The organism is Candidatus Jordarchaeum sp. (genome assembly GCF_052745115.1).
Window position 1 is genome coordinate 1 of sequence record NZ_JBRAKS010000078.1, and the last position, 13,289, is coordinate 13,289.

The window sequence follows — 13,289 nt, forward strand, 5'->3', positions numbered from 1 at the left end:
GTTCTAGCGAAGGGACTTTTGAAGGAATAGCAACTAATTTTGTCCCAAAGCTTACTATAATATAACTTATTTATATCCAAGTACCTGTTTTTCAGTAACTTATAAAGGTTTAAAATCAGTAGAATACTATCTACCGATAAAATTAAAAAGTGTGTTTTTTGTTTTACATTGAGGGATGTTAAGATGAACCCATTTTCTAAAATCAAGAAGATTTATAGTTCAGATGAACTACTTGATATTGTTTTTCATAGGGGTTCACAACTCCCTTTAGATGTTCCTCGGCGTGTTCCCCCTAGTATTAAGGCTAAGAAGCGGGAAGTAACACGTGTGAAATTTATTTCGGATAATCTTGTAAAGTATTTAATTATTATGGTAAAAAAGTTTCCAAACCTGGATGAGATACATCCATTTTACAGAGAATTAGCAGATGTTCTGGTGGGAGTTGATAGGCTGAAGGAGATTTTAGCCTCGCTTGAAGGGTCTGCAAGGATAATTAAAAAAATTGCTAATAAAAAAATTCGTGATATAAAATTTTCAGAAAACCCGAAATTCGCTGCAAAAGCAAGGATAGAAGCTTATGCCAGAATCTCTTCCATTATTAAAAAACTAGAGAAGCGATTAAATTTTTTAATAGAGGCATCAAAAAAACTTTCAAGGCTTCCTTCCATAGATACTAATGAATTTACTATTGTTGTTGCGGGTTATCCTAATACGGGCAAGAGTTCTTTTGTGCGTGCGGTTTCCTCAGCAAAACCCGAAATCGCAGAATATCCCTTCACGACAAGAAATATTGTTTTAGGCCACTTTTCGTATAATAATGTACGTTGTCAAATAATTGACACGCCGGGTATACTTGATAGGCCAATGCGTGAGAGAAATCGAATTGAACTCCAAGCAATAACGGCTATTCGTCATGTCGCTAACGTGGTCGTCTTTATTATTGATCCATCACTCAGCTGTGGTTATCCCATAGAAAGGCAATTGGAGTTATTAAAAGAGATAAAAGAGACATTTCCTTCACTTCCTGTGATTAACGTAATTAACAAGGTGGACTTGATGAGCAGTGAGGATTTGGAAGAAGTTAAAAAGAAAATTGATAAGCCAATTGAGATGATAGCAATTCAAGATACTGGAGTGCAAGAGGCAATCGATACGGCAATGAAAGCAGGTAAACTCCAAGGAGAGTTAAAATATGCAAAAGAGGTCGCCCTTTGAAAACGTATTTATTATTATAAAAAAATTGGAGACCGAACTTCGAGAGGCTATGCAAAACAAACCAATGAAAGACTTTCCATCGGTAGATATAATTGAATTCGATAAGAAATACATGGTTTATATTGATTTACCGGGTGTGGATAAGGAAAAAATCATTTTGAACGCTTCTGATAATTATTTAGATTTTTCAGTGGAGATTTACAGCCCAGATTCGGCTTCAGGAAAATACCTACTACAGGAAAGAATATCGGGCAGCCTTAAAAGACGCCTCACTTTCCCTGAAAAAATTGATATCAACAAGATAAATGCAAAATACTCAGGAAATAACGGAGTACTAGAGATTCACATCCCCAAAGCCAAAACGGAACAAGAAGGGAAAGTAAAAGTAGATTAACAGCAAATTGATAAAAATATAGTAATAAGAGTAAAAAACAAAAAAATAAAAGCAAAAACACCTTCCACAAAAATAGTATAATTCTTTCAACTTATAACTAGGGCAATTTAAAAAATTTTTATAATTCTAAATTGAGTTTTCAAGTTTTATTCCATTCACAGTAAGTATTCCGGGCTGCTTTTCTTCACCTTCAATATTGAATTTGATTTCGAGAATTTTTTCAGTTACCGCAATATTACTAAGTAGATGAAGAGTTAATTCAGTAACTTTTATTTGAGACCTACCATCTGCAACCGCGATATACGGAATGAGCATATCACACATATGAGAATCAATAGGTGCGTTTCTCTGAATTTCTTTCAGAAGTTTATCGGCTGCTTCTTCCCCAACGTTTTCAGCGGGTTTGCCCCTTTCACCCAAAGCATCTCCCCCAATAACGCTACCGGAGCTCGTCTCTGCCCACAGTACCACACCCGATCCTGGCCCTAAGTGGGGATCCTTTTCTTTCTCGTACCATTCCAATGTGATTTCAACATCGTTAAAACCGGCTTTCTTGAGTTTATTTCCTGCTGCATCTGCCTGTCTCTGAGCCACATGCTGAGGCAGTCTTACCGCGTGAGAAATTCCCTTAATATTTAGAATTTCACCCCTCTCAGTTAGATTTAAGGCGGATAATTTTTTGATTGGCTCTATCACAGCTCTTACTAGTCCTCCTCCGCGTGGATAATGACCTCTCCGAGTTAATATAATGTCAGAGCGATAACCCATTTTCTTAAGAACTGGTAAAGTAACATGAGTCAAATAATCTATAGGAGGACTCCAAGCCACATCAGTACCGCCACTAATCTCCAGTTCGATTCTAGACTGTGCAAATGCTGCGCAGGGCATCAAGGTTTGCAGAACCAGGCTAATGGCTCCCGCGGTTCCAATGTCAAATTTAAAGACACCACTCTGAGGCCTATCAGGATCAAAGGTAATTACACTTGATCCGACTTTAACCCCGGTAATATTCGCTTTAGTGATTCTAGCCAAACCATTGATTGCCGTTGCGTGTTGAGCTTTTAAACCGGGTTCCGATCTTTTTGCGCGAATATTAAAAATTCTAACCGGTTTGTTAACTAAAGCCGACAGGGCGATACCGCTTCTAATTATTTGACCCCCACCTTCACCAAAACTTCCATCAATCTCTATGATTTCGGTTACCTCCACTCAAAAGGATTATTTTTTGCCAAAAACCTGTTAAAGAAAAGTAGATGTCTTCTAAAAAAGTTATGGTTTTTAATTAATTTAGACTATTCTGTCTCCTTTTATTTTAATTCCTTCATTTTGGAGGAGTTTCTTTTTAATCTCGGGACCGTATTCAAATCCTCCAATTTTTCCATCACTTTTAACAACTCTATGACAGCCGATCACCATACATAAGGGATTTGAAGCAATAGCATTTCCCACCGCTCTAGCCGCCTTTTTGTTTCCCAATTTATGTGCGAGTTTACCATAAGTGGTTACCGTTCCCCAACTAATTTTTCTACCTTCCTCCAGTACTCTTCTTTGGAAGGGAGGTAAATTCGATATGTCGATTGGCTCGTTAAACTCCACTTTTTCTCCCCGAATAGTTCGAAAAATTTTTTCGGAAACCGATAAGCAAAATTGATCGTCCTTAAATTCAATATCTTTGTCCCTTATCTTCTCTATCAGTTTCTTCTTTGCAGTTTCTAAATCCTTAACGGGTAATACTGTAGCAACTAATTTCTCTCCTCGTCGAGCAGCTCCTGCAAATAATCCGTTCTTTTTTAGTATTGAGGCAATTGTGACCATATTCCACACCTATATTTACTAAATATTATTAGAATCTATTTCAGCAGCATCATAAACATAATCTTTCTTAATAATTCCTCTGAGTCTCTTGTCTCCTCCTATCTCCTTGATGATTTTTGCTACATTTTCTGGAACAAGGTGTTCCCATTTCTCATTCCCGATAATTTTTTTACGAATATCTGTGCCACAATATAGTTCTCTTTTGTATAGGGGAGAAGGCTCGATATCGTATCCAGCTTCTTGGAATAACACCTTCACCAAGGAGTTATTTGAAAAAACTATCTGGAATGGAGGAGTGTAAGATTCTACGTGAGCCACCCAGATCCGGTTATCGTTAACATCCGGAATTGGTATAACATAATATTTTCTCGGATCCAACTCAGCATCCAGTGCGCTTCTTATCATCCATATTCTTTCACCAGCGTTAAAAGGATCTTTGAAAGTGTGACTGTACTGAGCACTACCAATGGCTATGATTAATTCACCTACTTTTTCCAGTAATTTTTTTACCACATATAAGTGTCCAAGATGAAATGGTTGAAATCTGCCTACAAATAAACCTCGAATCATGGGCAAACCCTTTGTTAGAGTTATTATTATCTATTAAAAGATAATTAAATTCTCTTTATATCTTTCTTTATTATTTTTATATTAAAAATCTATTTGAAATATCACATAAAAATATCAATACCGCATTAGGAATGTAAAATAGTGGATTTGGAGAAATACTTTTTAGCGTTTTGTTAAATAGAATTTAACTAATGGGTTCTCTACATTCTTTAATCTTAACTTATTAAATTGTGATAATATAGGAAAAGGTGCCTAAATTATGCGGAAGCAAAGAATTATTGCTTTATTGACCGATTTCGGTTTGAAAGAATCATCGGTTGCCGCTATGAAAGGCACTATATTAAGCATTTGTCCTAAAGCTCAGATTGTTGATATTTCTCATGAGATTCCCCTTTTTGATGTAAGGCACGGCGCTTTTGTTTTGGCTTCGGCAGCTACACATTTTCCAAGGGGTACTATTTTTGTGGGTGTGGTGGATCCGGGTGTGGGTACCGAAAGAAGGGGAATAGTTGTAGAAACCGAGCGGTTCTTGGCGGTTGGTCCAGATAATGGTCTCTTCTCATTTTTTATGGACAGAGAAAGGGTAAAAAATGTTTACGAAATAAAGAACAAAGAGTTAATGTTGGAGCAAAAAACACACACTTTTCATGGTTTAACTATCTTTTCACCGGTGGCGGCACATCTCGCAAACGGAGTGGAACCCGGACTAGTGGGTCCTAAAATTAATAATTATATTCATTGGAGCATTCCAAGATCTATTATTAAAGAAAGCGCAATTTTTGGGGAGATTATTCACATAGATCAGTTTGGAAACGGTATAACTAATGTAACTAAAAAGGATTTAAGAAAAATCAAAGTAAATTATGATTCTTATATTAAGATTAAGATTGATGGGAAAAAAGTTAGTGCTCCCTTCAAAAGATCATATGGGTTTTCTAAAACCGGAGATTATATTTGTGTTATTGGCAGTTATGACTTTTTAGAGATAGCAGTAAATCAGGGCAATGCAGCCAAAAAACTTAGTTTAAAGATAGGAAACAAGATTAGAATAAAGAAAGCAAACTGAAATCTGAAATTTAAAAAAATCAGATAAGTGTACCTCAGTTTAAAGAAATTCAGAGACTAAATAAATTTGTCTACTCTGTTTCACTCAATTTTTTAAGGATATTTCCAAAAACTACTTTTTCTTCACCCTTAGAAAGCGAGTACAGTCTTTGTAATATTAGCTCAGGGGTTGACTTAGCCAAATAGTTAAATTTCGGAGTCCTATCGACTATAAGATTAAGATTTTCATCCAGACCTTTAGCAGAAATACCATCCACTCTAACCGGACTTTTAGTCAAGTTTAATATTTCATCAGATAAGTGGCTTACAAACACTGCACACGTTTTTTGGTTTTCACACATCATATCCAATATTCCCGCAATAATCTTGGCTGCGGCTCCACTCTCTGTCATAGCTTCAACCTCATCAAATAAGGCGAGTTTTGAAGCAGGATCAGTTACTATAGATACGAATCTTTTAATTGTTGTTTCTAGAGCACCAGCAGTAACCATTCCTTGAGACTTGCCAAAATAGAACAACTCCTCAAATAGGCTTACACTTGTCTTTTTTGCGGGTACAGGAAACCCCATCTGAGCCAGTATGGCTATCTGAGCTATTAGTTGAATAGCCATAGTCTTTCCTCCAGAGTTTGCACCCGATAGTATGATTATTTTCTCTCCATTTGTGTCTTTCATTTTAAAACCAGGGTCTCCTATTATATAATTGATGGGCACCACTTTTTCTTCTCCCTTAAACTCCATTTCTTTGAGGAAAATATTCAAACCATTTTCGAATCCGATTCCATAGCTTTCTGTTTTAATTTCTGGTGCATTGAGATCATAGTCCTTGGAAAATAAACCCACCGCGAAAAATAAATCAAATTCTAGAACGGATTGAACCGCCTTTCTGACCACATTCATGTGCTTTTCAAGTTTATCGGCGATCTCTCTTAGTATTGTATATTCTTTAACTCTAAACTGTTTACGCAAGTTATTTTCAAGCTCATTGATTTTTGAGCGATTTAACTCCAATGGTAGTAAAATTTCTTCTGGAAATACGCCATCGATCCAAGATATTTCCTTAGCAGTTAGATTTAAAATTTTACAAAATCTATCTTCCGCCTTTCTTACAGAATCTAAAATAATATTACTAACATCACCTGGAAGATAACTTCTGAGATTACTGGCTTCGATAGAATCTGTTCTAGCTGCTTCAAGAATCTTAATTATTTGTTCTCCTCCAAGTTTTGCTTCGCTTTCTGACAATCTTCTTCTTATCTCATCGTTTAACCAGGTTTCTGTATCCAATACCGCGGTGTCAAAAACCTCTAACGCCTCTCTAAACCTATCCAATTCTTCATTATATCCTACAGCCACTTCACCCTGTTCGGTTATCAGGCCGAGAAGGCTTTTTACCTCCTCTAAGACTTGAACCTCTAGCTGTGACCTAAATTCGTTCAAGGCTTCCCCCCCTGAAAGAGTATTAATAATTTTAGCTAATTCACAGGTAGCATTTATTACCCTATAGTTTACTGAGTAAAACTCGATGGTTAACTCTGGAATTAGATCATTTGTTGCCCATTCTGGAGAAATTGTACAAACATTTTCCAGATAATCTAGGGAGTCATCATAATCGCCACTAGTTGGTATGTATAAGACTATATCGTATCCTTGAGCGTATTCTGAGGCCTTTTCACTTTTATCTAACAAAATTGCTACGCAGTATTTGTCAATTTTTTGATTCCGGATATCTTGATATGCATTATCATTTTTTGTGATAATTGCTCTGCCTTCTATCTTCTTTTTAATCATACCTTTTTTAAGGGGGGTAAGAGTGTTTAACAGATTCAATATTTCATTAATTTTTTCTTTTCCTAAACTTTCAATAATTTTTCTGGATTCGGTGAAACGAGCCAAATTATTTTTAATCTTATCAATCTTAGAAGGTGGGAGAGGCCAATAAAGCATCAGTTTCTCCTTAGCATATGCTGTTTTGGAATAGGATCGGATTATTCCCATGATATGATTGTAAATTTTCTGAATATCCTCAGTTTTCAGAACCTGTGTAGAAGTTACACCTTCCACCTGCTCATAGGCATTTTTCACAATCTGAAACGCCTTACCTAAACCTATTCCAGGAATGTTGCCAATTTCGGATATTCTACCATTCAAAATCGCGTCTATTGCCTCTTCCTCTGACCCAAAATAATCCACCAAGTTTTCCTCTACCTTTTTGCCTATACCCTTTATTTCACTGAGAGTTATCACCAAATAAATCCCACCAATTCTACTAAACTGGTTTCAACAGGTTTTCCACTTAAAGACCTTATACTTTCCAGTTTATTAAGGAGCATAGTAAGAAAAGATATTCAACACTATAAAATTTTTTGTACCTAGCTTCCTTAGATATATTTATATTAAGAAAATATATTACACGTCTAATTTTTTTATAATATTACAAATAGAATGATTATTAAATATCCTTTTAAAAAAAGAAAAACTATACTGAAATAGCTATCTCTTGCTTTAAAACCAATTAATCAGGAGCATCACTTTTATTGTTTAATTTAAAAGTTCACTCATCATCTTTCATTATATGAATAATGCACTCTTCTCAAGTTTTGAGATTCAAGTTTTTAAACTTACTTGTTATACATATAAGAATTTTTTCATGTCAATAATATTCCCATTACATTTATATTAGAGAAGAGATTAAAAATTAATAACAAAATTAAGCTCTTAATAATTAAATCGGATATCCAAAAAAATTTTATAATAAGGTGGAGAAAGGAGTTAACAATTTAATACTTGATTGTTAAGAGTATTGCTATTAGATATACCAGAAGGGAGACAGTGTAGTGAAAGCTGTGGTTTTGGCTGGTGGTTACGGAACTAGACTACGTCCATTGACTTATACTACACCGAAGACCATGTTACCTATTTGTGATAAACCAGTTTTACACTATATAATTGATTTTCTTAGTAAACAGGGTTTTGACGAGATTATCATTACTACTAACTATCTAGAAAACCAGATTAAGAATTATTTTGGAGATGGGCGAGATTTCGGTGTAAAAATATATTATCCTAAAGAAGACGAACCACTGGGAACTGCGGGATCAGTTAAGAACGCTGAAAAGTATCTCGATGAAACCTTTGGCGTAATACAGTCAGACAATATTACGGAAATAAGTCTGGCAGAAGCCCTAAGATATCATAGGGAGAGGAAGGGTTTAGCTACAATTTCACTGGTTAGTGTTGAAAATCCTTGGCAATTTGGTATAGCAGAAGTAAATAGAAAAAGCCAAATTAAAAGATTTATTGAAAAGCCAAAACCTGATGAATGTTTTAGTAATCTGGCAAGTACCGGGCTGTACATTCTGGAGCCCGAAATCCTGGAGTATATTCCAGAAAATACTCCCTTTGATTTTGCAAAGGATTTGTTTCCCATGATGCTAAAGAAAGGTAAGCGTATCTACGGTTATAGAGCGGAGTGTTTTTGGGTAGATGTTGGGAAACCTGAGGGGTATATGAAGGCCTCAGAATGGGTTGTTAACCAAATAAAGAGGTATATTAGTGAAACGGCAGAAATAGAAGGAAAAATTAGGGGCCCAGTACATATTGGAGAAAATACAGTTATTAAAAAGGGTACAAAAATTGAGGGGCCAGTTATTATAGAAAACGATTGCACTATAGAAGCGGATTCAAAAATTCAACCCTGTTCAGTAGTTAAGTCAGGGGTAACCATAGGAAGCGGAACCAAAATTGAGAAGGCGGTAACGTATCAGAATTCAAAAATTGATTCCAATGCACGCCTCCAAGAATGCATTATTGCCGAGAATTGCGAATTAGGAAACAATGTGGAGATTGGTAAGCTGGCCGTTGTAGGACCCAACTGCAAAATCGCAGACTACACCACAGTTTTACCGGGCTCAAGAATATGGCCGGATCTCTGGATTGAAGGGCAAATAGATGGCATAGTAAGAACTAAAAAATAAACTCACAGTATTACCTTTAAGAAGAAATATACGCAAAAGTTTTTTATATGCAATAAGAATTTTATGGTTAACACATTAATCACTTAAATTAGAATACTTGTACTGAACATGTAATAATCAATAGTGCCGAATTAATTTGAATCAATAAAACTAAAAAAATAAACACAAAATAAAAAATAGTGGAAAATAACTATTAAAGAGGTTTAAAATATGAAGCTTTGGTTATTAGACATTTTAACTTGTCCCGTAGAAGGCTGCAAAAGTTATCCTCTAAAGCTCAAAATCTTCACATGGGAAACAAAAAAGGATGAATTTAAAAAAGTCAACGAAGACCTAGAAAAAAAAGATCTTATCTTCCTAAAAAAAAGTCTGAAAGGAAAAATCACAATTAAAGAATCGGGATCCACTGTGAGCATTGAGGATGAAATGACCAAAGAACCAGCACCACTTAAAGAGTATCTTAAAACATTTAAGGAAAAACTAGACATACTAAAAACAATCGAGGACTTGAGCGAAACCCCATCAGCACAACTAATAAAAAAGGCTCAAGAAATAAAAAAGGACAAACTGCCCACTAGCCTAACTCCTGAACTCAACACACAGATACACTTGTTAAACTGGCTCCTATACCGAGCCGAAGTAGAAGAAGGAATAATGCTATGCGAAAAGTGCGGCAGATGGTATCCTATAATAGAAACAATCCCCCACATGCTACCTGACGACCTCCGCGAAGCCAAAGAAGACAAAGCATTTCTAGAAAAATGGAAAAACAAAATCCCGAAAAAAGTATTAAATGAGGGAAAACCCTTCAATCTAAAATAAAAAAGAGACAACAATCTCCTCTTTTTATCAGAATCACACCATCCATAGAAAAATAATAGAAAAAGTAAATCTTCAAAAAACCATCAAACCGGTGCTAGGTCCCCAGGTTTACGAGGTGCCCAAATATGGTGAAAATTAAAATCGATAAAAACAAGTGCGTTGGCTGCGGGGTATGCGTAGAGGTATGAGACAAAGTCTCACCGCGCACAAATCTGCCCCGCAGAAGTCTATAAGCTCGAAAGCAGTTTAGCAAAAGTAGTAGCTGAAGACGAGTGCCTAGTATGCAGAGCATGCGAAATCCAATGCGACTACTCAGCAATCGATATAGAAGAAGATTAAAAACCAAAGTCTATTTAATGATTTTTTCAATATACGTACAACCGCCACTAAAGATAAGAGTTAAAAATTCATAAAAAGAATATACATTAAAATGTGACTTCTCACCCTCAAAAAAAGGAAAAAAATAAAAATTGATAATAATAGAACTTTAGTGGTAAGTAGCCCGATGGTGTAGTGGACAATCATGCGGGGCTTTGGACCCCGAGACCGCAGTACCTACAAGCTATATGTTTGGTTTGGATGCGGAATTCGAATCTGCGTCGGGCTACCACTTAATTTATTCTGTTTAGATTTATTGATTACTCGATATACTAATCTCCGAGTTATAAAAAAAGTTTAGTGAAGGTGAAGTATTTTTCTGTTTTTCAGAATAAGGTGAAGATTAGGGTTATTGCTATGGTTATTGCTACTCCCGCAGCGAAATAGATTGTTTTACCTTCTTTTTCTCGTGGTATCATGTCTCTTACTATGATGTAGAGTATGAGACCCATTGTTACGGCGAAGACTAGGTATAGGTGTGTTACGTTTTCAATTAGTATCATTCCTAGGAGTGCCCCGAATATGGGGCCGAGGGTGTGTAATACGCGGTTTGTTCTGTTTCCAATCTTTTCATTTATGGCGTCTGCATAGACTGCGACAGCGAAGGCTCTAAAATAAAGAGGTATGAGGAGGAAGTAGGCCATATTACCATAAGCGTCGAAGAATACTACGATTACAACGCCAATGAGGATGGTGTAGGCCATTAGTCCGGCTGCCTCGAATCGGGTTACGTCTAGGGCGAATTCTTCTTCGCCGGCGGCTCGTTGATAAACGAATTTTTCTATTAAATGAATAATTACGAATCCCACCAAAAAAGTAAAAGACTAACTCTCCTAAAACGAGCTCGCCAATGATGATGTGGGGAAGTATTTCGAGGAAAAATACGCCGATCATTAGGCCTGCTCCGAAACTTAGAAGTTCTGTGTGAAAACGTTTGATGTGTTCGGAGATTTTTTCGCCAATATAGTGCATAGAAACCATTAAGTTTGCTACGATTACAATGGCGTCGTACATCCCAAACACTCTTGAATTATTTATATAAGTGCTTATTCTGTGAATTTAAGAGGTGTTTTTCATTTTTTAAAAAATATTTTTAAATGGCTTCTCTGCGTAGGTCTTGGATTTTTTTATCTATGTTGGATTCTGCTTTCTTTAATTTCTTTTCTTGGGCTTCTGTGAGTTTGATGTAGGTTTCTTTGGATAATCGTTTCATAAGGTATCTTCGTCTGAGGCTTTGAATGGCTAATTTGGCTTGTTCTCGGTCGGCCTCGTTTATTTCTAAAGCATTAAAGTCGGATTCAAACTTCTTATCCAATTTTAATATTTCTGTTTTCTTTTGGTTTAATTGCTTGTCAAAAGTGGCTAATTCTTTTTCGGCGGCTTTAATTCTTTGAGCATATTCTCCTTTTTTGATCTTTTTTCTAGACGCGTCTTCGTGTAAGCGATCCATTTCGAGAATCAATGAACTCTTTTCTTCGTATAAGTCACAAAACTCTCTGAGGATAGAAGCCGAAATTTCTATAGGTCTTGCTACCACAGCTATGGGCTTTACACGGCGCGATTTGAAAATAGTATAAATTACAGCAACTGCACCAAAAATTAACATAAAGACAAATGGACGCAGATATGAAGTTGGAAACCCCACCCCGTAAACCAAGTAGAAATACACTTTTTGAGTAGGCACTATGTTGTTCCAAGCATAGAGAAAAAAGTTTTGGGTAACTGATGCAATAGGAATTGTTGGTGGACTTTGAAAAGATGTGTATAGAAAGTTATTGAAGATTATTGAGACATAAAAGTTGTCAATAGATGCTACGTAATCAGGCAGTATGTTGAAAGTGAACAGGTACGAGCCAGAGCTACCTACTTGCGTAGCTGCAATAGGAATACGGTAAATAGCATAACAGTAGTAGGTTCCATTGGGGGGAACCGAAAAGCGAGTATTTATTGCGAAGCTATCGCCACTAGGCCAGGCAGATAAAGATCCAGCAAGATCATAGGCTTTAAAATCTATAGTGCCAGGAGTGGCTTTCAAATAGATTCTGTTCAGACCCGAAGGCCCCTCATTTCGTATTAGATAGGTTTCGGTAACTTTTATTCCAAGCCAGGGATCAACTTCTATCTGCCTGTAAACCGTTTTAAATGACATCAGGGAACCAGCATCTTTGAAATAGAACTTTATTTGAAGCACTTTGCTGGTGTCGAAAGGTTCGATATTATAGAAATTTTGGTTTAGTTGGGTGGGGGAGATAGCGGTTGCATCCTTAGGTAGAGTAACTGAAACCTTGCAGATTTCTGTTTTGTGCGGTACATATGGGCAGGCTAGAAAATCAAACTGTGACACATTTCTTTTCAGAAGGTCATAATAAACATTGGTGAGGGTTCCTTCAAAATATTGTTTTAATGTGAATTTGTACGTTTCCCCAGGTATCACTGATTGATGGAAAAATATTCTTGTGCCATTACGACCCTCTACGAAAATTTCCTCTGTGTCTAGCTGAATGTTTCCAGAATAAGCGGTGTGTGTAATGAGCTGTAACCAAATATTCTCGGGATAGAAAACGTCTAAGACGGTTGCGGGGGCTATATCATCATTTCTAACAGTGAAGGTGTCGGTAACTGTTGCTATTCCATAGTTATTTATTGAAATGTTTCGCAATACTAGAATATTCGTTAAATTACTAGTAGAAATTTCTCCGTTTTTCAGATTTTTTATACCTGTGGTAGAAGTTAGTGGGGGGTAATCGGTGTTATTATTAAGCGCTATGAGAGCGGCGAAACCTATTATGAGGAGTAATAGTATCAGTAGTATTGCACCCGTTCTTTTTAGCAAATAATCACCTTTAACAAAGGCTATTAATAATATTACTAAAACCTATATATGGATTATTATGGAATATAAAAGTTATATGTGACTTGTTTTAAATAGTTATTTGGTACTCTTATTGGCTAGATGGTTTAACTCAGTATAAAAGTCTTGTCTTTAGGAAAATATAAGGAAGGTGTAGAAGTTAGGGACATTTGTCACCCCTTGCTGTTAATTGGTAGGATGTC

General features: G+C 36.2%; 12 protein-coding genes and 1 tRNA gene. 7 read left to right on the plus strand and 6 right to left on the minus strand.

Annotated features, from left to right (window positions below; translation table 11 throughout):
* Positions 1-183 precede the first annotated feature (183 nt).
* Both ACUVXA_RS07500 and ACUVXA_RS07505 read left to right on the plus strand, forming a co-directional pair.
* Entirely contained in the window at positions 184-1,215 is a 1,032-nt protein-coding gene (locus ACUVXA_RS07500) for an NOG1 family protein (RefSeq protein ID WP_445870628.1), read from the plus strand.
* Entirely contained in the window at positions 1,193-1,609 is a 417-nt protein-coding gene (locus ACUVXA_RS07505) for an Hsp20/alpha crystallin family protein (protein WP_445870629.1), read from the plus strand. Before ACUVXA_RS07500 ends, ACUVXA_RS07505 begins: the two co-directional genes overlap by 23 nt.
* Before the next feature lie 126 nt (positions 1,610-1,735).
* Here the strand turns inward: ACUVXA_RS07505 and rtcA are convergent, their stop codons facing one another.
* The 3 genes from rtcA to ACUVXA_RS07520 form a co-directional block, all read right to left on the minus strand.
* The gene (gene rtcA, locus ACUVXA_RS07510) at positions 1,736-2,818 is read right to left on the minus strand and encodes an RNA 3'-terminal phosphate cyclase (RefSeq protein ID WP_445870630.1); all 1,083 of its coding nucleotides are present in this window, start codon (positions 2,816-2,818) and stop codon (positions 1,736-1,738) included.
* 78 nt (positions 2,819-2,896) lie between these two features.
* Positions 2,897-3,424: a methylated-DNA--[protein]-cysteine S-methyltransferase gene (locus ACUVXA_RS07515; RefSeq protein ID WP_445870631.1), complete on the minus strand. Its 528-nt coding sequence runs from the start codon at positions 3,422-3,424 to the stop codon at positions 2,897-2,899.
* An 18-nt stretch (positions 3,425-3,442) separates the two neighbouring features.
* Positions 3,443-3,994 carry a nicotinamide-nucleotide adenylyltransferase gene (locus ACUVXA_RS07520; protein ID WP_445870632.1) on the minus strand — a complete coding sequence of 184 codons (552 nt, stop codon included), beginning with the start codon at positions 3,992-3,994 and terminating at the stop codon, positions 3,443-3,445.
* A gap of 259 nt (positions 3,995-4,253) precedes the next feature.
* On the opposite strand from ACUVXA_RS07520, the gene ACUVXA_RS07525 reads away from it, so the two are divergent.
* Complete coding sequence (locus ACUVXA_RS07525; RefSeq protein WP_445870633.1) at positions 4,254-5,060, plus strand: SAM hydrolase/SAM-dependent halogenase family protein; 807 nt, start codon at positions 4,254-4,256, stop codon at positions 5,058-5,060.
* 70 nt (positions 5,061-5,130) lie between these two features.
* Here ACUVXA_RS07525 and ACUVXA_RS07530 read toward each other — a convergent pair whose 3' ends face one another.
* Positions 5,131-7,305: a MutS-related protein gene (locus ACUVXA_RS07530; protein ID WP_445870638.1), complete on the minus strand. Its 2,175-nt coding sequence runs from the start codon at positions 7,303-7,305 to the stop codon at positions 5,131-5,133.
* A 590-nt stretch (positions 7,306-7,895) separates the two neighbouring features.
* Here ACUVXA_RS07530 and ACUVXA_RS07535 point away from each other — a divergent pair.
* The 4 genes from ACUVXA_RS07535 to ACUVXA_RS07550 all read left to right on the plus strand — a co-directional run bounded on the left by ACUVXA_RS07535 (position 7,896) and on the right by ACUVXA_RS07550 (position 10,467).
* Entirely contained in the window at positions 7,896-9,035 is a 1,140-nt protein-coding gene (locus ACUVXA_RS07535; RefSeq protein WP_445870634.1) for a sugar phosphate nucleotidyltransferase, read from the plus strand.
* Between the two features lie 210 nt (positions 9,036-9,245).
* Positions 9,246-9,857 carry a Trm112 family protein gene (locus tag ACUVXA_RS07540; protein ID WP_445870635.1) on the plus strand — a complete coding sequence of 204 codons (612 nt, stop codon included), beginning with the start codon at positions 9,246-9,248 and terminating at the stop codon, positions 9,855-9,857.
* Between the two features lie 125 nt (positions 9,858-9,982).
* Positions 9,983-10,045, plus strand: coding sequence for a 4Fe-4S binding protein (locus ACUVXA_RS07545; protein ID WP_445870639.1), 63 nt, complete (start codon positions 9,983-9,985; stop codon positions 10,043-10,045).
* A 311-nt stretch (positions 10,046-10,356) separates the two neighbouring features.
* A tRNA-Gln gene (locus ACUVXA_RS07550) sits at positions 10,357-10,467 on the plus strand.
* A 94-nt stretch (positions 10,468-10,561) separates the two neighbouring features.
* Here the strand turns inward: ACUVXA_RS07550 and ACUVXA_RS07555 are convergent.
* Together ACUVXA_RS07555 and ACUVXA_RS07560 are read right to left on the minus strand one after the other, a co-directional pair.
* Entirely contained in the window at positions 10,562-11,047 is a 486-nt protein-coding gene (locus ACUVXA_RS07555) for a hypothetical protein (protein ID WP_445870636.1), read from the minus strand.
* Between the two features lie 281 nt (positions 11,048-11,328).
* The gene (locus tag ACUVXA_RS07560; RefSeq protein ID WP_445870637.1) at positions 11,329-13,068 is read right to left on the minus strand and encodes an OmpH family outer membrane protein; all 1,740 of its coding nucleotides are present in this window, start codon (positions 13,066-13,068) and stop codon (positions 11,329-11,331) included.
* Positions 13,069-13,289 lie beyond the last annotated feature (221 nt).